Origin of the sequence: Massilibacteroides vaginae (assembly GCF_900178525.1) — a bacterium.
Lineage (GTDB): Bacteria > Bacteroidota > Bacteroidia > Bacteroidales > Tannerellaceae > Massilibacteroides > Massilibacteroides vaginae.
On the sequence record NZ_FXDJ01000009.1, the window covers coordinates 201,535 to 224,260 of the forward strand.

Genomic DNA, 22,726 nt, shown 5'->3' on the forward strand with positions numbered 1-22,726 from the left:
GCAAAGAAAAAAAGAAGAGATTTTTCATTCAATAAGCTCAAAGAAGTTACTCTAAAAAGCTATTCCAACTTCCACCATTATGCACATTCATAAACCCTTCTTTTTTGAGTATGTTCACAGCCTCTCCACTTCTTCGGCCGCTAACACAAACTACCACATAGGTCTTCTCTTTATCAAACTGAGCCAGCGACAGTGCTACCTCATCCAAAGGAATATTCCGTGATTCCGCCACGTGATCTTCATCATATTCCTCTCTTGTACGTACATCGATTAATTCGGCACCTTTTCCGATTAGTTCTTTGAGCTTCTCCGGAGAGGTTGGGCTCATTATAGTTTTTAAAAAATTGAACATATACTTTTATTTTTATGCTATTGAATAAATAACAAAGCCCTGCCCCAATATGTTTCATTCAAATAGAATACGAAAACGGGTTAACCCGTCTGAATATGTATGAAGCGAAAACGTATATCCATGTTTAAGTAAGACTTCGCGTATAAAAATCAACCCGATTCCTTGTCCGTTCGGTTTGGTTGAAAAGAAAGGACTAAACAATTTGGACTCTACTTCTTTACTAATGCCCTTACCGGTATCGGCAATTTCAATGGATAGTGGATTAGAAAAGGTGCGAATAGAGATAACGCCGTCTTTTTCGATAGCCTCGGCCGCGTTCTTGATTAAATTTACCAACACTTGCTCCATCAGCGTAGCGTCCAACCGAACCAACAATGGGGCATCCCACAGATCAGAAACAAGACGAATGTTCCTTTCCTGACAAATATGCTCCATAAAGCGCAAACACGACGACGCCAATTCATTGAGATTCGTTTCACGCAGTTCCGGTTCGGGAATACGCACAACAGCCGCATCAACCGATTGTTGTTGCGCCAGAAGGACAGCATCTTTAAGCGTTAGTTTTATTGCCTTGTCTTCCGCTTTCAGACCGGATGCGAGAGCAACAAAGCATAAAATACAGGTATATATAGTCCTCATAATTCAGCGTTATTTAATTCCACAGCAAAAGGCAAAAGCCGTGCCATGGAATTAAATAGCTGATAGTCTAATCTTTATAAAATTTTCTTATTGTTCGAAAACGAACACCCTGTCCGCTTTTAGTCAAGCGTAAAAGTAAATTCATCGTAATCGGCCGTGCGCCAGGCTAAATGTTGTGTAGAAGGCGAGATAGCAAAGAATGGAGAAAAAGTCTTCACTTTTACTGTTTTTCCATCCGGCAAAAACTCCAGAATGCGCAACCAACCGTCACCACCATTCCCATGCCAACCTCCGGCTAAGGCCTGTGCATTGAACACCATCTGTTGCACCGTTTTTCCGGCTGCATTCTTATCCGAACGAAAAGCAATATGTTTCTTCGGATCGTCGGGAGCACCGATATGCCCGGCAAAAACCATCCGGATGTTTGACGAAGGCTGTACTAATTTCTGCCATACAGCAGCTCCGTAATTAGCATCTTCTACCTTGTAACCTTCCTTCACAATATGCTCATTATCCGAATTCATATAAGAATGAGTTAATAAGATCACTTCATGGTTTTTATATTTTTCCTGTCCGATTATTTGTTTAGCCCAGTCAACAGCCGCGTCACGGGGAGCAAATTCAAGCACAAGAATAAGCAGCTTCTTCCCTTGCGGTGTACAGTATTCATAAGTTGCGTTTCTTAGCGTGGGAATTCCTTCTTCGGTTAAGCCCACATCCCGTAAAATCTTTTTATTCAGGATATTATTATTGGGTGTAAAGTATTCATCAAAATGAGTTCTGCGATTTTCCGCGCTAAGGATTCCAAAATCATGATTCCCGGTAGTCAGGATATACGGAACCTTACCGTCCAAACGTGCAAAAGCGGATGAAACAGCCTGCCATTGTTGCGGACTATTCATATTCGCGATCTTACCATCAGGGTTTAGCAAATTATTGTGCTCCACCAGATCACCGGTACACATAACAAAGCCAATGTTCAATTTTTCAACATTTTCGCCAATCCAGGCTGTCATTAAATTCAAGATTCCCTGATTGCGTGAAAACTTAACATAAGTTTGAGGGTCCGGTATCAGCACCATAGACCAGGAGTCAGGATTAGAAAGTTCAGGCGCAACATATTTCTCCTGCGCATTAAGGCTAAAAACAAAGGCCAACAATAGGATAATAATGCCATTTTTCCTCATTAATTGTTTCATGATAATGTTGTTTAAGGATATAATAAACTAATTATACAAATATAGCATTTCAAACGTATCAGACTAATTTCGTTTTTGTTAATCCTAAATAAAACTCTCCTACCGCATCATCTACTTCTATTTACCTTTTTGTCTATCTTTGCGGCTTATTATAAAACTCTAATTTAAATAAAACGATGAAGAAACTTTTAACGCTGGTATTTCTTTCTTTATTCTGTGCGGTTGGGGGTGCGCAGAATGTTCAGTTCCATTATGATTTTGGCAAAACACTTTATGACAAAGATTTTGGAACTCGCCCTCAATTAACCACAACAGTAGAGATGTTTAAACCGGACAAATGGGGAAGTACATTTTTCTTTGTTGATATGGATTATACAGGCAAAGGAGTAGTCGGTGCTTATTGGGAGATCGCTCGTGAATTATCTTTTTGGAAATCTCCACTTTCCATTCATGTGGAGTACAATGGCGGAAACGTAAAGGGAAACTACATCAACAATGCCTACCTTGGAGGGGTAACCTATTCTTACAATAACGCAACTTACAGTAAAGGATTTACTTTCACACCAATGTATAAGTACATCCATGGGAACGACAGTCCGCATAATTTCCAGATCACCGGCACCTGGTATCTTCATTTTGGCAAGAACGGCTTATGTACCTTCAGTGGATTCGCTGATTTCTGGCGCGAAAAAACTCTTCCTTCCATTGGCGATTATCAGTTCTTAGCAGAACCTCAGATATGGGTCAATCTAAACAAGATCAAAGGAGTAGACGAAAAATTCAACCTCAGCATTGGTTCTGAAGTAGAATTGAGAAATAATTTTGCTTTTGTTGATGGCTTCTTCGCTATTCCTACGTTAGCAATTAAATGGTCGTTCGATTAAATAAAAAATATGATGCTTCAAAAACTATTCGGATTCGATAAGAATACCATGAACCTGAAGACTGAGTTAATAGCCGGTCTGACTACCTTTATGACGATGAGTTATATCCTGGCTGTAAACCCGGATATCCTTGGTCAAGCTGCTATGGACAAAGGGTCTGTTTTTACAGCTACCGCTTTATCATCCGCTGCTGCTACTATCTTACTCGCTTTTATTGCAAAAATGCCTTTTGCACTTGCGCCGAGTATGGGTATCAATGCCTTCTTCGCATTTACACTTGTACAAGGAATGGGCTATTCTTGGCAAGCAGCTTTAGCCGCTATCTTCATTGAGGGAATTATCTTTATTATTATTTCATTCTTTAATATACGCGAGAAGATCATAAACAGCATACCGCTCAATTTACGGTACTCTATTTCCGTAGGGATCGGGATGTTTATCGCGTTTATCGGTTTAAAGAACGCCGGTATTATCGAGGCCAGCCCTGCCACCTACGTGACATTAGGAAAATTCACGCCGGCTGCTTTGGTGGCGATTTTCGGTATTTTATTAAGCACGACGCTATTGTGGCGCAAAGTGCGTGGCGGACTTTTTTATGGCATTATCATTTGTACGGTTATTGGTATTCCTTTTGGCGTTACCGTACTTCCGGAAAACTTCGTTCCGGTTTCTTTGCCTCAATCAATGGCTCCTACGTTTATGAAATTCGACTTTGCCCCTTTATTGACTTTTGACATGATGATTATTGTGCTAATATTGATCTTCATGGATATTTTTAACACCGTAGGTACTTTGGTAGGCACAGCCGCACAAGCAAAGATGTTAGACAAGGATGGTAATCTGCCGCGTATGAAACAAGCATTGATAGCAGACTCGGTCGGTACTACTTTCGGTTCAATCTGTGGTACATCGACGGTTTCCACCTATGTGGAAAGTGCTGCGGGAATAGCAGAAGGTGGACGTTCCGGCATAACAGCGATAACTGTGGGCGTGTTATTTCTGTTGGCTTTATTTTTCTCACCGTTATTCTTATTGGTTCCAAGTGCTGCTACAACAGGATCTTTATTTGTTGTCGGAGTAATGATGATGAAAACAATCAAAGAAATTAAGCTTACAGATCTTAGCGAAGCTTTTCCCGCATTTACGATTATGTTAACAATGGTACTCACCTACTCCATTGCCGAAGGTATCACGTTAGGACTTCTTTCCTACACCTTAATAAAGATGATGACCGGACAATTCAAGCAGGTTTCCCCTACATTATATATATTATCCGCATTATTTATTCTCCGATACGTATTCGGATAAGTAAGCATAAAAAAAAAGACACTCAATCGAGTGTCTTTTTTTTTATGCTTATATGTATAGCTTCAAGTTAATTCTTTAATAGGTTTTCTATCTCTTCTACTGAAGACCGGAAAGATTTATTTGTTTCAATCTGATCCTTAATTGTCTTACAGGCATGAAGTACAGTTGCATGATCTTTTTTACCTACGATTTTACCTATATGAGAAAAAGAACAATCGGTATATTTCTTTGCAAGGAACATGGTTACTTGTCTGGCCTGCACTATCTCCCTCTTTCTTGAGCGGGTTTGTATAGCCGTAAGTTCGAGATTATAATAATTACAAACTACTTCCTGAATCATTTGTACAGAGATTTGTTTCTTTTCCAAACGAACAGCCTGTCCGATTACCCGTTTTGTTAAAGGCAAATCTATTTCGCGATTATTAATTACCGCGTTGGCCATTAACGAAACCAGAATACCCTCCAAATCACGTACATTCTCCGTTACATTATCCGCTATAAAATTAAATACCTCATCAGGAATAACGATTCCGTCATGACTGATCTTATTCTTTAGGATTCTTCTCCGCAAATCCAGGTCAGGACGATACAATTCCGCGGTAAGTCCCCATTTCAGACGAGTTACCAATCGCTCTTCCATACCTAAGAGATCAACAGGAGCTTTATCTGATGTAAGAATAAGCTGTTTACCTAACTGGTGGAGATGATTAAATATATGAAAGAATGTATTCTGCGTTTTATCCATTCCTATTAATTCCTGAATATCATCGATGATTAACACATCAATATTCTGATAGAAATTCAAGAAATCATTAGTCGTGTTTTTGCGTATAGCATCAGTAAATTGAATCCGGAACAAATGAGAGGAAACGTACAATACTTTTTTAGTTGGATGCAATTCTCTTATACGCATACCTACAGCATGACAGAGATGAGTTTTTCCAACACCAGATGGTCCGAATACGAACAAAGGATTAAAAGTTGTTTTCCCCGGATTCTGCGCAACAGCCTCACCGGCAGTACGCACTAACTTATTACTCGTTCCTTCAAAGTAATTTTCAAAAGTGTATTTTGGATTCAACTGAGGATCTAAATCCTGAGGAGTAGGTCGTACAAAAGGATTGGGTGCTTTATTTAAATCTGCAGGAACCGACTTCTTTACCATTAAAGAAGTATTTTCCGCCGGATAGTCTACCGAACCTCCTGTGGTTCTGTCTACCATAGCACGGTAATTCAGGATTGTTCCCTGTCCTATCACCCTGTATAAGGTAACTTTCAACACATTTACATATTTTTCCTCAAGGTATTCATAGAAGAACTGACTCGGTACCTGAATGGTAAATTTATTTTCTTCGTATGAAAGAGGTATAATAGGCAAAAACCAAGTGTTAAAAGCGGCTTCAGGCACAATGTCCTTAATAACGGCCAAGCATTTGTTCCACAATATTTGGTAATCAGTCTGCATCTTCTCTATACTTCCAACAATAACTTTTTCTAATAACGTTCTACAAAGTTTAGAAATTAATTTCAGAAAAAAAAGGTCGAATAAATTTGCGTTTATTAATAATCCAATAGTCCTTTTAAATTCAATGAGTTACAAGTTTTTCACTTAAACTGTATAAAAAATCGACATTTAGACCATTAGATTATTGATTCAAACTATATTTCTCAAGCTCCTCATCAATCTCCCTTTACTTGTATTACGAAAAAACAAATAGTCTATTTTGCTTACCAACAGAATATTACATTCTTGTTAAGTTTTTTGTTAAATTAGAATCATTCTAAATAAGAAAAATTGAAATAAAAATTACTTAGCTAATCAAAAAAGAGAGAAATGCACATAACGTTTCGGATTCTCTTTAAAATCTAACAGTAATTTAGAAGCATTACTACTTGTTTCATTCAAATTTAGATATAATTCTTTATCGTTCAACAGCAAGCCAATACTATTATCCGTAGAATTAAGCTTGTCGGTTGTTAGTTTTAAATTTTCAATAGTCGAATTAACCAGATTCATTGTTGTTGAAAGATCCAGTTCTTTTAATTCTTTGCTGACATCTGTAAAATCGGTTGAGATTGTTTTCAGGTTACCTACAATAACCGGGATATCGTTACGAAGAATAGAATTCAAATAAACTGTCGACTGATTTAGGTTCCGCGTGGTGCTTTCGATATGATCCAATGAGCTGGTCAACCCCGGATGGTTCACAACTTGCTGTAAACCGTATAAGATTGAGTCTAACTTAGGCAAAAGCTGTTCTACGCCGGGTAGTATATTGGTTTGCAACGAAGCCATCATATCATCGCCATTACGCCCTTCGATTGTATCTCCTGATTTCAGATAATCATCTACATATTTATTCAGATGGAGATGCAATTCGCCGCCACTCAACAAACTCTTTTCAACAGAAATGTAACTTCCCTTATTGATTCTCATTTTATCTTCGAGGCTGATTTCAACGATTATCTTATCCGTTGTACTGTAATCATACGAAATGGAACGCACCAACCCCACTTTAAATCCTTCCACAAAAACAGGACTCGAAACAGTGACTTCTTTTACATTTGAACAAGACACATAATAATGGTTAACCGGCTTAAAAAGATTTATTCCCTTTAAATAATTAATACCAACATATATTAAAGCCAAGCTGATAATGGTTACTAATCCAATCTTTGCTTCTTTTGTAAAACCTAATTTCATTTTATTCAATTATATTAATATCCTACTTATTCACTTTCTCTCCATCCACAAACTCAATGATAAACGCATCTTTAAAATCCTTGGCGACCTTACGCCTTAAGGCACGTATCTCATTAAAATTTGTGCTTTCGCCATACGTATACTTATGCAATCCTCTTTCTGTGAACGAACTCACATTTTTATATCCTTTAAACTGCCTGGAGTTAGCGGGCAGCTTTTTATCCGATGTCATGATTTGTATTTTGTAAACCACCGTACCTTTCTTAGCCACCGCCACAGTTGTTGTCGCGGTCTGCCTTTCAGGCATTACCTGTTGTTGTTGAGCAGGCGAACGACTTACGGCTCCGTTTAATGCTCCCTTTTTCCGGTCATATTCGTTTTTAAACCGATCAAACGCATTATATAACGCTCGTGCCAAAGCACGCTGCCCCGAAGAAGATGCCATATACCGTTCTTCTTCTCGATTCGAGATAAATCCCAATTCAACAAGTACCGCCGGCATACTGGTTTTCCTCAGCACAAGCAATCCGCCCTGTTTAACACCGCGATTAGCTCTTTTCGTTTTAACAAATTCTTTTTGAATAGAAGATGCAAAACCGATGCTTTGCTCCATGTGCTTATTCTGCATGAACTCGAATATGATATAAGATTCGGTCGACGTCGGGTCAAAGCCTTCATATTTCTGAAGATAATCATCTTCCAGCAGAATAGCCGAGTTTTCACGCATAGCCACCTCCAGGTTTTCATCGCTTCTTGCCAAACCAAGGGTAAACGTTTCCGTTCCCCTTACCGAGCTACCTCTTTTTACAGAATTCGTATGTATGGATACAAATAAATCGGCCTTATTCCGGTTAGCGATATTCGCTCTTTCATCCAGTTCGATAAAGCGATCAGTTTTCCGGGTATAAACAACGCGGGTATCCGGATGCGCTTTTTCTATCATTTCACCCAAAAACAAAGCGACTGCCAGATTGATTGACTTTTCCTTTGCGGAGTATCCAATTGCCCCCGGGTCTTTTCCACCATGACCGGGATCAATCACAATAGTAAATGATTTTTCTTTCGCCTGCAATCCCGGCACCATCAAAAACAGAGCTGCCAAAAGATTGATATATAAAAGAAGATATTTACGCACGGCTAATTCCAAGTTATGTTTTTTATTGAGGCAAATGTAATTCTTTTTAGGGATAACACATGAGTTTTATCATTATTTATGAAAGAGCTGACCCCTTACAAACCAGCAAAAATAAACAAACCGGGTAGTATAAGCAAGTCTTATACTACCCGGTATTTCATTGGCTTTCCCCTATGGGAAACCTTATATTTTCGATATTATTCAGAAACTACTTCGAAAGGAACTTCTACAGACACTTCTTTGTGTAATTTAAGAATAGCCTTATAGTTTCCTACTTCTTTAACCGCTTCTTTAATATAGATTACCTTACGATCAACCTGATGTCCTGCTTTTTCAAGTGCTTCAGCTACCTGAATATTTGTTACAGAACCGAAGATAGTACCGGAAGTACTTGTCTTTGCACCAATGGTCAAAGAAACACCTTCCAATTTAGCTGCAAGCGCTTCTGCGTCTTGTTTGATCTTCGCTAATTTGTGAGCGCGTTGTTTCAGGTTTTCAGCTAATACTTTTCTTGCTGATACTGATGCAATAACTGCTTTTCCCTGAGGGATTAGAAAGTTACGTCCGTAACCATCTTTCACAGTTACGACATCGTCTTTGTAGCCTAAATTCACTACATCTTCTTTCAAAATAACTTGCATATTCTGTCTCCTCTCTTTTTAATTATTTCATTAAATCGGTTACGTAAGGAAGCAATGCCAAATGGCGTGCTCTCTTTACCGCCTGTGCTACACGACGTTGGAACTTCAAAGAAGTACCGGTGATACGACGTGGAAGAATTTTTCCTTGTTCATTCAGGAATTTCTTCAAAAAATCAGGATCTTTATAATCGATGTATTTGATACCGCTTTTTTTGAAACGGCAATATTTTTTCTTTTTAACATCTACTGAAGGTGGAGTTAAATATCTGATTTCTGATTGAGGTGCTGCCATAATTAATTCTCCTTTACTGTTTCTTTAGATGATTTCAATGATCTTCTCTTTGCTGCATATTCTGCCGCGTATTTTTCTTGACGGAATGTCAGGAAACGGATTACTCGCTCGTCACGACGGAAGTTGATCTCCAACAATGCGATTGTTTCCGGGTTGGCTTTAAATTCTACCAGTTGATAAAAACCTGTAGTTTTTTTCTGAATCGGATAAGCCAGCTTGCGCAGTCCCCAATTCTCTTCGTTCACTATTTCAGCGCCTTCTGCTTTCAGCAGGTTTGTGAACTTTTCTACCGCTTCCTTCATCTGTGCTTCAGACAAAACGGGAGTCAAAATGAAAACGGTTTCGTAATTATTCATACTACCTTATTATTATATTATTAATAAAAAATTGCGGTGCAAAGGTAAGGAGAAATATCCTCACCACAAAACGTTTGCAGAATAAATTGCGCCTAAAATAATATTAAATATAACTGCATGATTTAAAGGTGATTATTTATCAAACTCCTTTCGCGAAATAATTTTCACGGCCGTGCTTTTGTCTTTTGACGGCCGTGCTTTTGTTTTTTGAGGGCCGTGCTTTTGTTTTTTGAGGCTCCTCAAAATAAAATTGTGTTGTATTAAAAGGAATTAAAAACTATTTAAATGGGATTTATCTTACTATATGAAACCGCCCTTTTCTTATTGCCAACCAATGAATAATCGTGTTTCATGCTATACAACATCTTTTTAATAAGTCGCCAAATGCAGAAGAGGAGTAATTTTACATGCGTTTTTATAACTATATGGGTACACATGAAAAACAAAGTAGCTCAATCCGGTTTGCATGTTGATAATTTCCGCAAACTAATTGATGGGAAAAACACAGATTTATGCATCCTTACCAACAAGGGGGGTGTAGAATTAACCATAACCAATTATGGTGCTAAGATCGTATCTCTACTGGTTCCGGACAGATCCGGAAAATTAACAGACGTTGTTACGGGACACAATTCGATTGATGAATACCTGACTTCTGAGGAGCCTTATTTCGGTGCTGTTTGTGGGCGCTATGGCAACCGCATTGCTAAAGGTAGATTTGTTTTGGACGGCACTGAGTATAACAAACTCGCGATTAACAATGGTCCGAACAACCTTCACGGAGGGATTAACGGTTTTAATTCCAAGGTTTGGGATATGGAACAAACCGACGAAGAAACGGTAGTCTTAACGTATGTATCCGCAGATGGAGAAGAGGGTTTTCCCGGCGAACTCACGGTTAAGGTTACCTATCACTTAACCGACGACAATGCTGTAGAAATCGCTTATCAGGCAACAACAAACAAGCCTACCGTATTAAATCTGACAAATCATTCCTATTTTAATTTATCGGGAGCAGGAGATCCTTCTATCGGAGATCATCTGTTAACGATTAACGCGGATTATTATCTGCCTACCGACAATACGGCTATTCCCTATGGACCGAAGGAAAAGGTAGCAGGTACGCCCATGGACTTCCGTTCACCACATGAAATAGGCTCGCGTATCAATGAAGATTTTGAACAGCTCGTATTCGGAAACGGATATGATCATACCTATATATTAAATAAGGAAGAGGGAAAATTATCATTCTGCGCTTGCTGTGTATCTCCTAAAACAGGAATCGTGATGGAAACATACACAACAGAACCGGGGGTTCAGCTTTATACCGGCAACTGGATGACCGGTCATTTTTCAGGAAAGAACAGACAGCGTTATCCGGCTCGCGCCGCTTTTTGTTTGGAAACCCAACATTTTCCCGATAGCCCGAACAAACCGGAGTATCCATCGACGGTTATTCGTCCCGAAGAACTTTTTTTAAGCAAAACTATTTATAAATTTGCGACTCAATAATAATTGTATCTATTAACAATCTAAATAATCTTTAAAAAAATGACACAACAGAACAAACAAAACTATTTGCTACCCATAATCATTATGGTGTTCCTGTTTGGTATGATTGCATTCGTTACCAACCTGGCAGCCCCTATGGGGAAGATATTAACCACTCAATTCGATGTTTCGCCGGCAATGGGCTTGCTGGGTAACTTGGCGAACTTTATTGCCTACGCCGTTATGGGTATCCCCGGTGGAATCATGCTGGAAAGATTAGGCTTTAAGAAAACAGCATTAGTAGCAGTAGCTATTGGTCTTGTTGGTGTTTTTATCCAATATTTATCCGGAGGACAAGGTAGTTTCGCAATTTACCTGATCGGTGCATTTGTTGCCGGTTTCTCTATGTGTTTGCTTAATATGGTGGTTAACCCGATGTTGAACACACTTGGTGGTGGCGGTAACAAGGGTAATCAATTGATCCAGATCGGAGGTTCATTCAACTCTGTATTAGGAACATTAACACCGATGTTGGTGGGTGTATTAGTAGGTGAAATTACAAAATCAACAAGTATTGCAGACGTTTACCCTGTACTTTACATCGCGATGGGCGTATTTGCATTCGCGTTTATCGTATTAGCTGTATCCACATTACCGGAACCTCATGCTGAAAAAACAAAAGAACCACTTAGCTCATTGATGTTAGGTGCTTTAAAGTTCCGTCACTTCGTACTTGGTGCTTTCGCTATCTTCGTTTATGTAGGTGTTGAAGTAGGTACTCCGGGTGTACTTGACCTTTGGCTTGTAAAAGAAATCGGTATTGCTCCTACCATCTCAGGTTTCGTTTGCGGAACGTATTGGTTCCTGATGCTTATCGGACGTTTGGTTGGTGCTTCAATCGCAAGTACCGTATCCAGTAAAACAATGCTTACAATTACCTCTGCAACCGGAGCAGTTCTTGTAGCGTTAGCCATGTTGCTTCCTGTGAGCACATTAGTAAATGTACCGGTATTACAAACAAATGCTGTTGGTGCTTTAGGATTTGGCTTTGCCGAAGTGCCTATCAACGCATTGCTTCTTTTACTTGTAGGTTTGTGTACCTCTATTATGTGGGGTGGAATTTTCAACCTGGCAGTAGAAGGCTTAGGAAAATATTTAGCTGCGGCTTCAGGTATTTTCATGGTGCTTGTTTGCGGTGGTGGTATTCTTCCTTGGATTCAAGGTTTAATCGTTCCAATCGCAGGTTATCAAATTTCTTACATTGTTATTTTACTCGGTCTTGTATATCTTCTTTACTATGCATTGATCGGTAGTAAGAACGTAAACAAGGATATTCCTGTGGAATAAATTCCGAAAAAAGATTTAAATATTTTCTGTGTGAAGAAATTATCTAATACCTTTAACGGGATTAGATAATTTCTTCTCGTTTATAACAACATTATACTTTAAAATTTACATATCATGATTAACCAGATAAGAGCTAAGTTTAACGAACTTTACAAAACAGAAGGCAGTGTTTATGCTTCGCCGGGTCGTATCAATTTGATTGGTGAGCATACAGATTACAACGGAGGCTTTGTATTTCCCGGTGCGATAGACAAAGGAATGATCGCGGAAATCAAACTAAACGGAACAGACAAAATCCGTGCTTTTGCCTTAGATTTAAATGAATCCGCAGAATTTGGACTTAACGAAGAAGATGCCCCTAAAGCAAGCTGGGCAAGATATATTTTCGGAGTATGCCGGGAAATCATTAAAAGAGGTGGCAAGATAGAAGGTTTTGACACTGTATTTGCCGGAGATGTTCCTCTGGGCGCCGGTATGTCTTCTTCGGCAGCGTTGGAAAGCACTTATGCATTCGCCTTGAACGACATGCTGTCTTTAGGTATCGATAAATTCGAACTGGCTAAGATCGGACAATCTACCGAGCACAACTATGTGGGTGTAAAATGTGGAATCATGGATCAGTTTGCATCTATTTTCGGTAAAAAAGGAAGTTTAATGTTGTTAGACTGCCGTTCGCTGGAGCATAAATATTATCCGTTCGATCCAAAAGGATATAAATTAGTGCTATTGGATTCTGTTGTGAAACACGAGCTGGCTTCTTCCGCTTATAACAAACGCCGTGAATCATGCGAAAATGTAGCTAAGGCTATCCGTGCAAATCATCCCGAGGTAGAATTCCTTCGCGACGCTACTTTAGATATGCTGAACGAGGTTAAGAACACGGTAAGTGCTGAAGACTATATGCGTGCGGAATACGTTATTGAAGAGGTGCAGCGCGTTATGGATGTTTGTGAAGCGTTGGAAAAAGGCGATTACGAAACGGTAGGAGACAGGATGTATGGCACACATCACGGCATGAGCAAACTTTATGAAGTAAGCTGTGAAGAACTCGACTTTCTGAATGACATTGCAAAGAAATGTGGGGTAACAGGCTCACGTGTAATGGGTGGAGGTTTTGGCGGATGCACAATCAACCTCGTAAAGGAAGAAATATATGACGCTTTTATTAAAGAAGCTTTCTCGGCTTATAAGGAAAAATTCGGACACGAACCTAAATTATATAATGTAATAATTAGTGACGGAGCCCGAAAACTCCTCTAATATTAATGTAAATAAGAAAAATTTATGTCGCCCGCTTTTTATCAGCAAGAAGTCCAGTTTTATGTAGCTGTGGACTGTATTATCTTAGGTTTCAACAAGAATGAACTTAATGTATTACTCTACAAAAGAAAATTCGAGCCCCTGAAGGGACAATGGTCTTTAATGGGGGGCTTTGTAAAGTCCGGAGAAAGCATAAACGAAGCGGCTTCTCGCGTATTAACTGAATGTACCGGTATTGACGATCTGTTCATGGAACAAGTCGGCGCGTACGGAGAAGTTACCCGTGATTTGGGAGAACGTGTTATTTCAGTTGCTTATTATTCCTTGATCAACATGGATAAATTCAGCAGCGAGGTTTTAGAAGAATACAATGCGGCATGGGTTAAAATAAGCGATTTGCCGAATCTTATCTTCGACCACGCTAAGATGATTACTGATACGCTCTCCATATTAAAGAGAAAAGCAGCAACACGACCTGTCGGATTCAATCTTTTGCCTGAAAAATTCACGCTACCTCAATTACAGAGCCTTTATGAAGCCATTTATCAAACGGCCTTAGACAAGCGCAATTTCAGAAAAAAACTGAATTCGATGGATATTCTTGAGAAACTGGAAGAAAAAGACAAAAAAAGCTCCAAACGCGGTGCGTTTTTTTATACGTTCAATAAAGAGAAATACGATAAATTATTAGAAGACGGGTTTTATTTTTCGCTATAAAACGCCCGTTTACCCACTAATAATAAAGACATTAACTATCATATCGACATCAAAAGCTATGTTTTATAACATGGCTTTTTTTGTACACCCACTTAAATAAGGTGTTATTTTCACACTCTCTAATTAATCGGATATCTTTTACAAAATAAAGAAGCATTCTAAATCACACACACTATGGTTGAAGCGTTGAAAGAAAAAGTATTTAAAGCTAATCTGGATCTGGTAAAACATGGATTAGTTATTTTCACATGGGGCAATGTTAGTGCCATTGACCGGGAAAAAGGCCTTGTTGTGATTAAACCGTCCGGCGTTTCATACGAGAATATGAAAGCGGAAGATATGGTTGTATTGGATATGGAGGGAAAAATACTTGAAGGTAAATTAAAACCCTCATCAGATACGGCCACTCACCTGGTACTTTATCATGCCTTTCCTGCTATTGGCGGAATTGTGCACACGCATTCAACTTATGCTACTGCCTGGGCACAGGCAGGCAAAGACATCCCAAGTATAGGCACAACGCATGCAGACTATTTCTACGAAGCCATACCCTGCACGCGTCAGATGACGAAAGAGGAAGTGGAGGCAGATTACGAGAAGGAAACAGGAAATGTTATTGTAGAACGATTCAAAAACATCAATCCTGCATTTGTTCCGGGGGTATTGGTGGAGAACCATGGTCCTTTCTCCTGGGGGAAAGACGCGGATGAAGCTGTTCACAATGCTGTAGTGATGGAACAGGTAGCAAAAATGGCCTATATCTCTTACACAATCAACCCTTTCCTGACTATGAATAATCATTTAATAGAGAAACACTTTAACCGCAAACATGGCCCGAATGCTTATTATGGACAGAAATAACAAAACGAATAATAACTTTTAAATCAACACATCATGAATTTTAAAGATCTTGAGGTTTGGTTTGTCACCGGCGCACAGTTACTCTATGGAGGAGATGCTGTTGTACAAGTTGATGCTCATTCCAACGAAATTGTAAAGGGATTAAATGAATCCGGTAAACTGCCTGTAAAAGTTGTTTACAAAGGAACGGTTAACTCCGCAGCCGAAGTTTCAGACGCTTTTCGCAAGGCCAATAACGCCGAAAACTGTATCGGGGTAATTACCTGGATGCATACGTTCTCTCCGGCAAAAATGTGGATACATGGACTAAAAGATTACAAGAAGCCTCTTCTTCACCTCCACACCCAATTCAACAAGGAAATTCCATGGGGTGAAATAGATATGGATTTCATGAACCTGAACCAAAGTGCGCATGGTGACCGCGAATTCGGACATATAGTAAGTCGTATGCGTAAAAACCGTAAGGTGGTTGTAGGTCATTGGAGCGAAGAGAATGTACAAGGTCATATTGCCGTTTGGATGCGCGTAGCAACTGCCTGGGCAGATGCGCAAGACATGCGTATTATTCGCTTCGGTGATAATATGAACAACGTAGCCGTTACAGACGGCGACAAGGTGGAAGCCGAACTTCGCTTGGGCTACCATGTGGATTATTTCCCTATCGGAGATCTGGTTGCTTATCAAGATAAGGTAACTGAGGCCCAAATCGACGAATTAGTAGCTGTTTACGAAAAAGAATACGTGCTTGCCGACAACTGTAAAAAAGGGGCTAAAGATCACAAACAGGTACGTGAAGCAGCCCGGGAAGAATTAGCATTACGCAGTTTTCTGAAAGATAAAAAAGCAAAAGGATTCACCACAAACTTTGACGCGTTACACGGGTTTGATCAATTGCCCGGACTCGCATCTCAGCGTTTGATGGCGGAAGGCTACGGGTTTGGCGCGGAAGGAGATTGGAAAACAGCAGCTCTTTATCGTACATTCTGGGTAATGAGCCAGGGATTACCGGGTGGTTGCTCATTCCTTGAAGATTATACCTATCATTTCGATGGCGAAAAGAGCGCGATCTTACAATCGCACATGCTTGAAATTTGTCCGTTAATCACAAAAGACAAACCCCGGCTGGAAGTGCATCCGTTAGGAATCGGTGGCAAAGCAGATCCTGCCCGCCTCGTTTTCACTGCACACGAAGGCACGGGCGTAGCAGCTACAATCGTTGATATGGGAAACCGTTTCCGCATGATTGTAAATAACGTAGATGTTGTAAAACTACCGGCTCCAATGCCAAAATTACCGGTAGCAAGTGCATTGTGGATTCCACAACCTAACCTGGAAATCGGAGCAGCCGCATGGATTTTAGCCGGTGGTACGCACCATACCGCTTTCTCTTTTGATCTGACCAACGAATACCTGGAAGATTACGCGGATATAGCCGGTATCGAGCTGATTACGATCGACAAGAATACAACCATTTCCGAATTCAAGAAAGAACTACGGTTTAACGATGTTTATTACATGCTGAATCGTGCTTTGGAGGCTTAATCATGAGTAAAGAAAAATATGTAATTGGATTAGATTACGGTTCCGATTCTTGTCGGGCCGTAATTATTAATGCAGCATCGGGAGAGGAAATCGCCTCGGCGGTTAAGTATTATCCTCGTTGGACGGAAGGCAAGTACTGCGATCCTTCGGAAAACCAATACCGCCAGCACCCGCTGGATTATATCGAAACGATGGAGGGAACAATCAAAGAATCGCTGGCAAAGTCTCCCAACGGTACGGCAGAACATGTTGTAGGTATAGCTTTCGATACGACAGGCAGCACGCCTGTTCTTACCGATCAGCAAGGTACTCCCCTCGCCCTTCTTCCTGAATTTTCGGAAAACCCGAACGCGATGTTTGTATTATGGAAAGACCATACATCTATTGAGGAAGCTGCAAAAATCAATGAACTTGCGAAGAAATCTGCTATTGATTATACGGCATACGAAGGAGGTATTTATTCGTCGGAATGGGTATGGGCAAAAATGGCTCATGTGTTAAATGTAGACGAGAGTATTCGTAGCACAGCCTATTCATGGATTGAACATTGTGATTGGATGCCTGCCCTGATAACGGGAAAGACAAAGCCTGAAGAGGTGTACAGAAGCCGTTGTGCCGCCGGACACAAAGCAATGTGGAATGATAAATGGGGCGGACTTCCTTCCGAGGAGTTCCTTACATCGATCAGTCCGTTTTTGGCGGGGTTCCGCAGTCATTTATTCAATGACACTTATACAAGCGATACTTGTGTGGGAATGCTTACAGCAGAATGGGCCGAACGTCTTGGACTAAATACGAATGTAGCGGTAGGAGTCGGCGCCTTTGACTGCCACATGGGAGCCGTTGGCGCGGAAATTACGCCCTATTCTTTTGTTCGTGTGATCGGAACTTCTACCTGTGACATTATGGTGGTTTCGCACGAAGAACTTGGCGACAAACTGATTCCGGGTATCTGTGGTCAGGTAGACGGTTCAGTTATCCCGGGCTTTACCGGTCTCGAAGCCGGACAATCGGGATTCGGTGATATCTATGCCTGGTTTAAACGTGTATTAACATGGCCTTTAGAAAACATACTAAACCAAAGCAACCTGATTGACGAAGCGACCAGAAAAAAACTAATCAAGGAAACAGCAGACAAGATCATACCATTTCTTTCAGAAGAAGCCGCCAAAGTACCGGTTAGCGACAGCACGATCTTAGCAACTGATTGGATGAACGGACGACGTACGCCGGATGCTTCGCAGTTAGTTAAGGGTACAATCACCGGATTAAACCTGGGCAGTACAGCTCCGCTGATCTTTCGCGCTTTAGTAGAAGCAACTGCATTCGGTTCCAAAGCGATTGTAGATCGTTTTCTTGACAATGGTATCCGCATAGATAACGTAATCGGTATCGGCGGAATCTCATTAAAATCGCCTTTCGTTATGCAAACATTGGCCGACGTGCTGAATATGCCGATCAAGGTGGCTAAATCCGAACAAGCCTGTGCGTTTGGCGCATCTATGTTTGCCGCCGTAGTAGCCGGCCTCTACGAAAAGGTAGAAGATGCACAAAAAGCAATGGGGCAAGGATTTGAGAAAGAATACAGGCCTAACAAAGAAAATCATGAAGTTTACGGTGCTCTTTATAAGAAATACAGTGCACTTGGTAAGTTCACCGAGACGGATTTGTTACTATGAGACAATGAGTGATTGGAGAGATTCACTATCTTTGCATAAAACTCAAAATAATCCATTATTATGAATGATATCAAGACAATGAACATCGCGGCGAATAATATACGTATTCTGGCTGCATCTATGGTAGAAAAAGCAAACTCCGGACATCCGGGAGGTGCAATGGGTGGCGCAGATTTTATCAATGTATTGTTCTCCGAGTTCCTCGTATATGATCCTAAAAATCCGAAATGGGCAGGAAGGGATCGTTTCTTTCTTGATCCCGGACATATGTCTCCGATGCTTTATTCTGTATTAGCACTTACAGGAAAATACACAATGGATGAGTTAGCAGCTTTCCGGCAATGGGGAAGTGTTACTCCGGGACATCCGGAGGTAGACATCGAACGTGGTGTTGAAAACACTTCCGGACCATTAGGACAAGGGCATACATTTGCCGTTGGTGCTGCCATTGCCGCTAAATTCCTGAAAGCGCGTTTGGGCGATCAAATGAATCAAACGATCTACGCATACATTTCAGATGGAGGAATACAAGAGGAAATATCTCAGGGAGCAGGCCGTATTGCCGGAACCATGGGATTAGATAACCTGATCATGTTCTATGATTCAAACAACATACAGCTTTCAACTACCGTAGAAGAGGTTACAATTGAAAATGTAGCCAAGAAATACGAAGCATGGGGCTGGAAGGTTATTTCAATCAACGGAAATGATGTAAACGAAATACGTGCTGCGCTTACAGAAGCTAAAGCAGTTAAAGACCAACCTACAATTATTATCGGTACTACGATAATGGGTAAGGGTGCGGTTGATGCTTCTCAGGGCAGCTTTGAAAATAAAGTTTCTACACACGGTCAACCATTATCTGCGGCAGGCGCATCTTTCGCGGATACGATTAAAGGCTTAGGAGGAAATGCCGAAAATCCATTCAGCATTTTACCTGAAGTGGCTGCGATTTATGCAAACCGTGCGAAAGAACTGGAAGCTATCATGGCAGAACGCTACAAATCCGAAGAAGCCTGGGCAAAAGCTAATCCGGAGTTGGCTGCGAAGAAAGCGAAATGGTTCTCTAAAGAATCTCCGGCCATTGACTGGTCGGCCATTGAACAGAAACCTGGACAAGCCACTCGTGTTGCTTCCGCTACTGTTCTGGGTGTTTTGGCCTCTCAGGTTGAGAATATGATCTGTGCTTCTGCCGATTTATCCAACTCGGATAAAACAGACGGCTTCCTGAAGAAAACAAAGGCTTTACGTAAAGGTGACTTTAGCGGAGCATTCTTCCAGGCAGGAGTTGCCGAACTTTCTATGGCTTGCATTTGTATCGGTATGTCGTTGCACGGAGGAGTTATTGCTGCATGCGGAACATTCTTTGTATTCTCCGACTACATGAAACCGGCAATACGTATGGCAGCTTTGATGGAACAACCTGTAAAGTTTATCTGGACGCACGACGCGTTCCGTGTAGGTGAAGACGGACCAACGCACGAACCGGTTGAACAAGAAGCTCAGATCCGATTGATGGAGAAATTGAAAAACCATAAAGGGCACAACTCCATGTTAGTGCTTCGCCCGGCTGATGTAACCGAAACAACGGTTGCCTGGAAGTTGGCAATGGAAAACATTTCTACACCTACCGGATTGATCCTGTCCAGACAAAACATAGCCGATCTGCCTGCAAAGGGCTGTCGCTATGAAGAGGCTTTACAGGCAGCAAAAGGAGCCTATATTGTAGAAACTGATGCTAACCCCGATGTTGTTATGGTTGCTTCCGGTTCGGAAGTAGCTACGTTGGTTGAAGGAGCGGCTTTACTTCGTGCAGATGGTGTAAAGGTACGTATCGTATCTGTACCCTCCGAAGGATTATTCCGCAGCCAGAGTAAAGAATATCAGGAATCTGTAATACCTTCAGCAAGTAAAGTATTCGGACTTACCGCAGGACTTCCCGTCAATCTCGAAGGTTTGGTTGGAGCAAATGGTAAAGTCTGGGGCTTGGAGTCTTTCGGATTCTCCGCACCTTACAAAGTGCTTGACGAGAAACTTGGCTTTACAGGTAAGAACGTATATCAACAGGTGAAAGAATTATTAGCATAACATAACCCTATGAGGATGTCTGTTTCAGATGTCCTCATAACCTCTATACAGATAAAAGATGAAAACTATAGGATTAAGTAGTGATCATGCCGGCTACGAATTGAAGGAGTTTGTAAAACAAATTCTTGATCAAAAAGGAATACCTTATAAAGATTATGGCGCTCAATCTGCCGATAGTTCGGACTATCCGGATTTTGCACATCCATTGGCTCTCGCTGTAGAGAATGGGGATGTAGCGGAAGGTATAGCCGTTTGCGGAACAGGTAACGGAATTGCCATCACCCTAAACAAGCATGCCGGAATACGCGCAGCGTTAAGCTGGGATGCTGAAATAGCCGCCTTAGCACGGGCGCACAATAACGCGAACATTCTTGTAATGCCGGGAAGATTTATCAGTAAAGAGGAAGCTACGAAAACTGTCGACGCCTTTTTGAATACTCCATTCGAAGGTGGGCGACATCAACGACGAATTGACAAAATACCTATCTAAACGTTGCTTTAGAAAGGAAAAAACCATGTAAAACACTATCATGACAACTTTAGATTATATAGTTATCGGACTATTTACTATAGTCCTGATCGGGCTTATTGTGCGTGCTCTAAGCAAAAAACAAGAAAGTTCCGGTCAATATTTCCTTGATGGACGCAACGCGACCTGGATCGCGATCGGTATGTCTATCTTTGCTTCCAATATCGGATCAGAACACCTCATCGGACTTGCCGGAGCAGGAGCATCCAGCGGTATGGCTATGGCACATTGGGAGATACAGGGCTGGATGATCCTTATCTTAGGTTGGGTATTCGTTCCCTTTTATTCTCGCAGTATGGTGCTTACCATGCCCGAATTTCTTGAACGAAGATACAACAGTGAATCCCGTACGATCCTTTCTGTTATTTCTCTTGTAAGTTATGTGCTCACCAAAGTAGCAGTAACGGTCTATGCCGGGGGAATCGTTTTTAAACAAGTATTTGGTATTGAGGAACTCTGGGGTATTGACTTCTTCTGGGTTTCTGCTATCGGGCTTATTTTTATAACGGCTATTTTTTCCATCTTCGGAGGAATGAAATCGGTACTTTATACATCCATACTTCAGACCCCTATCCTATTGATCGGAACGCTTATCATTACGGTATTGGGATTAAAAGCCATCGGAGGTTGGGATGAAGTTATGCGTGTTTGCAGTATTACACCGGCAAACGAATACGGCGATACGATGGTCAATCTAATTCGAGACAATCGTGATCCGAAGTTCCCCTGGTTGGGAGCTTTAATCGGTTCGTCTATTATTGGTTTCTGGTACTGGTGTACCGACCAATATATTGTACAACGTGTATTAACAGGTAAAAATGAACGGGAATCTCGCCGTGGAGCTATCTTTGGCGCATATCTCAAACTAACTCCCGTATTTCTATTTCTTATTCCCGGTATGATCGCCTTCGCTTTAGCAAACAAAGAAGGAGGTGTAATGATAAACGGTCATATATTCCAACTAACTACCGCAGACGCGGCTTTCCCCACCTTGGTTTCAACGTTATTGCCGGCAGGGATAAAGGGTCTTATGGTTTGCGGAATCATATCGGCGTTAATGAACTCGTTAGCTTCGTTGTTTAACTCCTCTTCCATGCTTTTCACGATTGACTTTTACAAAAAGTTCAGGCCTGATACTTCAGAAAAGAAACTCGTAAGAGTGGGACAGTTGGCTACTGTGGTGATCGTTATCCTTGGTGTATTGTGGATTCCGGTGATGAAGAGCGTAGGCGATGTACTTTACACCTATTTGCAAGATGTGCAGTCTGTACTTGCTCCGGGTATTGCCGCGGCCTTCCTCTTAGGCATCACAACCAAAAGAGCAACGCCAAAGGGTGGTATGTGGGGATTAATCATTGGTTTCGTGATTGGACTTACACGTCTGGGAGCTAACGTATTTTATGCTAATGCAGGAGCTGCAGCAGGAAGTAGCTGGTTCAAGTCCTTGTTTTACGACACGAACTGGTTATTCTTCTGCGGAGGCATGTTTGTATTCTGCCTGGCCGCTATCATATTGATCAGCTGGTTTACTAAACCTGCCACTGCTGAACAACTACAGGGACTTACTTTTGGTTCTTCCACGCCGGAACAAAGAGCAATCACACGTGCCAGTTGGAATGCATGGGATGTAATTCATTCGGTCATCATTATCTCCATCACAGTCGCGTTCTATATTTATTTCTGGTAATTTCACAAGTTATTA

Annotated in this window: 20 protein-coding genes and 1 pseudogene; 12 read left to right on the top strand and 9 right to left on the bottom strand. The window is 41.0% G+C overall.

Annotated features, from left to right (window positions below; all coding sequences use genetic code 11):
• Window positions 1-46: 46 nt before the first annotated feature.
• From B9Y81_RS09285 to B9Y81_RS09295, 3 genes and pseudogenes are all read right to left on the bottom strand, one after another.
• Complete coding sequence (locus B9Y81_RS09285; protein ID WP_085536741.1) at window positions 47-352, bottom strand: rhodanese-like domain-containing protein; 306 nt, start codon at window positions 350-352, stop codon at window positions 47-49.
• Window positions 353-406: 54 nt separating this feature from the next.
• Window positions 407-865: pseudogene (locus tag B9Y81_RS09290) on the bottom strand (sensor histidine kinase); the annotation flags it as partial.
• Between the two features lie 245 nt (window positions 866-1,110).
• Complete coding sequence (locus tag B9Y81_RS09295; protein WP_245832428.1) at window positions 1,111-2,190, bottom strand: metallophosphoesterase; 1,080 nt, start codon at window positions 2,188-2,190, stop codon at window positions 1,111-1,113.
• 176 nt (window positions 2,191-2,366) lie between these two features.
• On the opposite strand from B9Y81_RS09295, the gene B9Y81_RS09300 reads away from it, so the two are divergent.
• Together B9Y81_RS09300 and B9Y81_RS09305 are read left to right on the top strand one after the other, a co-directional pair.
• Entirely contained in the window at window positions 2,367-3,074 is a 708-nt protein-coding gene (locus B9Y81_RS09300; protein ID WP_085536743.1) for a nucleoside-specific channel-forming Tsx family protein, read from the top strand.
• A 12-nt stretch (window positions 3,075-3,086) separates the two neighbouring features.
• On the top strand, window positions 3,087-4,382 hold the full coding sequence (locus B9Y81_RS09305; RefSeq protein WP_085537739.1) for an NCS2 family permease: 1,296 nt from the start codon (window positions 3,087-3,089) through the stop codon (window positions 4,380-4,382).
• 67 nt (window positions 4,383-4,449) lie between these two features.
• On the opposite strand, the gene dnaA is transcribed toward B9Y81_RS09305, so the two are convergent.
• The 6 genes from dnaA to rpsF form a co-directional block, all read right to left on the bottom strand.
• Window positions 4,450-5,847, bottom strand: coding sequence for a chromosomal replication initiator protein DnaA (gene dnaA, locus B9Y81_RS09310; protein ID WP_085536744.1), 1,398 nt, complete (start codon window positions 5,845-5,847; stop codon window positions 4,450-4,452).
• A gap of 354 nt (window positions 5,848-6,201) precedes the next feature.
• Window positions 6,202-7,086 carry an MlaD family protein gene (locus tag B9Y81_RS09315; protein ID WP_085536745.1) on the bottom strand — a complete coding sequence of 295 codons (885 nt, stop codon included), beginning with the start codon at window positions 7,084-7,086 and terminating at the stop codon, window positions 6,202-6,204.
• A 22-nt stretch (window positions 7,087-7,108) separates the two neighbouring features.
• A complete protein-coding gene (locus B9Y81_RS09320; protein ID WP_394335446.1) occupies window positions 7,109-8,221 on the bottom strand; it encodes an N-acetylmuramoyl-L-alanine amidase family protein in 1,113 nt (370 codons plus the stop codon).
• 197 nt (window positions 8,222-8,418) lie between these two features.
• Entirely contained in the window at window positions 8,419-8,862 is a 444-nt protein-coding gene (gene rplI / locus B9Y81_RS09325) for a 50S ribosomal protein L9 (RefSeq protein ID WP_085536746.1), read from the bottom strand.
• Window positions 8,863-8,884: 22 nt separating this feature from the next.
• The gene (gene rpsR / locus B9Y81_RS09330) at window positions 8,885-9,154 is read right to left on the bottom strand and encodes a 30S ribosomal protein S18 (protein WP_085536747.1); all 270 of its coding nucleotides are present in this window, start codon (window positions 9,152-9,154) and stop codon (window positions 8,885-8,887) included.
• Window positions 9,155-9,156: 2 nt separating this feature from the next.
• A complete protein-coding gene (gene rpsF / locus B9Y81_RS09335) occupies window positions 9,157-9,510 on the bottom strand; it encodes a 30S ribosomal protein S6 (RefSeq protein ID WP_085536748.1) in 354 nt (117 codons plus the stop codon).
• Window positions 9,511-9,945: 435 nt separating this feature from the next.
• Between rpsF and B9Y81_RS09340 the strand changes: the two genes are divergently transcribed.
• From B9Y81_RS09340 to B9Y81_RS09385, 10 genes are all read left to right on the top strand, one after another.
• Window positions 9,946-11,022: an aldose epimerase family protein gene (locus B9Y81_RS09340; RefSeq protein WP_085536749.1), complete on the top strand. Its 1,077-nt coding sequence runs from the start codon at window positions 9,946-9,948 to the stop codon at window positions 11,020-11,022.
• A 39-nt stretch (window positions 11,023-11,061) separates the two neighbouring features.
• The gene (locus B9Y81_RS09345; RefSeq protein WP_085536750.1) at window positions 11,062-12,348 is read left to right on the top strand and encodes an MFS transporter; all 1,287 of its coding nucleotides are present in this window, start codon (window positions 11,062-11,064) and stop codon (window positions 12,346-12,348) included.
• A gap of 114 nt (window positions 12,349-12,462) precedes the next feature.
• Window positions 12,463-13,608 (top strand): galactokinase, encoded by a 1,146-nt coding sequence (galK, locus tag B9Y81_RS09350; RefSeq protein WP_085536751.1) that lies wholly within the window; start codon window positions 12,463-12,465, stop codon window positions 13,606-13,608.
• Window positions 13,609-13,632: 24 nt separating this feature from the next.
• On the top strand, window positions 13,633-14,325 hold the full coding sequence (locus tag B9Y81_RS09355) for an NUDIX hydrolase (protein ID WP_085536752.1): 693 nt from the start codon (window positions 13,633-13,635) through the stop codon (window positions 14,323-14,325).
• 174 nt (window positions 14,326-14,499) lie between these two features.
• Window positions 14,500-15,186 (top strand): L-ribulose-5-phosphate 4-epimerase, encoded by a 687-nt coding sequence (locus B9Y81_RS09360; RefSeq protein ID WP_085536753.1) that lies wholly within the window; start codon window positions 14,500-14,502, stop codon window positions 15,184-15,186.
• Between the two features lie 33 nt (window positions 15,187-15,219).
• Window positions 15,220-16,728, top strand: a complete 1,509-nt coding sequence (gene araA, locus B9Y81_RS09365) for an L-arabinose isomerase (RefSeq protein WP_085536754.1) — start codon at window positions 15,220-15,222, stop codon at window positions 16,726-16,728.
• A 2-nt stretch (window positions 16,729-16,730) separates the two neighbouring features.
• Window positions 16,731-18,407, top strand: a complete 1,677-nt coding sequence (locus B9Y81_RS09370; protein WP_085536755.1) for a ribulokinase — start codon at window positions 16,731-16,733, stop codon at window positions 18,405-18,407.
• A gap of 60 nt (window positions 18,408-18,467) precedes the next feature.
• The gene (locus B9Y81_RS09375; protein WP_085536756.1) at window positions 18,468-20,495 is read left to right on the top strand and encodes a transketolase family protein; all 2,028 of its coding nucleotides are present in this window, start codon (window positions 18,468-18,470) and stop codon (window positions 20,493-20,495) included.
• 58 nt (window positions 20,496-20,553) lie between these two features.
• Window positions 20,554-20,985, top strand: a complete 432-nt coding sequence (rpiB, locus tag B9Y81_RS09380; RefSeq protein WP_085536757.1) for a ribose 5-phosphate isomerase B — start codon at window positions 20,554-20,556, stop codon at window positions 20,983-20,985.
• 40 nt (window positions 20,986-21,025) lie between these two features.
• A complete protein-coding gene (locus B9Y81_RS09385) occupies window positions 21,026-22,711 on the top strand; it encodes a sodium:solute symporter (protein ID WP_085536758.1) in 1,686 nt (561 codons plus the stop codon).
• The last annotated feature ends 15 nt before the right edge of the window (window positions 22,712-22,726 follow it).

Coding starts and splice junctions, on each gene's coding strand:
- B9Y81_RS09360 (WP_085536753.1), top strand. CDS start 14,500: ATGGTTGAAGCGTTGAAAGAAAAAGTATTTAAAGCTAATCTGGATCTG.
- rpsR (WP_085536747.1), bottom strand. CDS start 9,154: ATGGCAGCACCTCAATCAGAAATCAGATATTTAACTCCACCTTCAGTA.
- B9Y81_RS09340 (WP_085536749.1), top strand. CDS start 9,946: ATGAAAAACAAAGTAGCTCAATCCGGTTTGCATGTTGATAATTTCCGC.
- rplI (WP_085536746.1), bottom strand. CDS start 8,862: ATGCAAGTTATTTTGAAAGAAGATGTAGTGAATTTAGGCTACAAAGAC.
- B9Y81_RS09370 (WP_085536755.1), top strand. CDS start 16,731: ATGAGTAAAGAAAAATATGTAATTGGATTAGATTACGGTTCCGATTCT.
- B9Y81_RS09345 (WP_085536750.1), top strand. CDS start 11,062: ATGACACAACAGAACAAACAAAACTATTTGCTACCCATAATCATTATG.
- dnaA (WP_085536744.1), bottom strand. CDS start 5,847: ATGCAGACTGATTACCAAATATTGTGGAACAAATGCTTGGCCGTTATT.
- araA (WP_085536754.1), top strand. CDS start 15,220: ATGAATTTTAAAGATCTTGAGGTTTGGTTTGTCACCGGCGCACAGTTA.
- B9Y81_RS09355 (WP_085536752.1), top strand. CDS start 13,633: ATGTCGCCCGCTTTTTATCAGCAAGAAGTCCAGTTTTATGTAGCTGTG.
- B9Y81_RS09315 (WP_085536745.1), bottom strand. CDS start 7,086: ATGAAATTAGGTTTTACAAAAGAAGCAAAGATTGGATTAGTAACCATT.
- B9Y81_RS09300 (WP_085536743.1), top strand. CDS start 2,367: ATGAAGAAACTTTTAACGCTGGTATTTCTTTCTTTATTCTGTGCGGTT.
- B9Y81_RS09385 (WP_085536758.1), top strand. CDS start 21,026: ATGACAACTTTAGATTATATAGTTATCGGACTATTTACTATAGTCCTG.
- B9Y81_RS09305 (WP_085537739.1), top strand. CDS start 3,087: ATGCTTCAAAAACTATTCGGATTCGATAAGAATACCATGAACCTGAAG.
- B9Y81_RS09375 (WP_085536756.1), top strand. CDS start 18,468: ATGAATGATATCAAGACAATGAACATCGCGGCGAATAATATACGTATT.
- B9Y81_RS09295 (WP_245832428.1), bottom strand. CDS start 2,190: ATGAAACAATTAATGAGGAAAAATGGCATTATTATCCTATTGTTGGCC.
- rpsF (WP_085536748.1), bottom strand. CDS start 9,510: ATGAATAATTACGAAACCGTTTTCATTTTGACTCCCGTTTTGTCTGAA.
- rpiB (WP_085536757.1), top strand. CDS start 20,554: ATGAAAACTATAGGATTAAGTAGTGATCATGCCGGCTACGAATTGAAG.
- galK (WP_085536751.1), top strand. CDS start 12,463: ATGATTAACCAGATAAGAGCTAAGTTTAACGAACTTTACAAAACAGAA.
- B9Y81_RS09285 (WP_085536741.1), bottom strand. CDS start 352: ATGTTCAATTTTTTAAAAACTATAATGAGCCCAACCTCTCCGGAGAAG.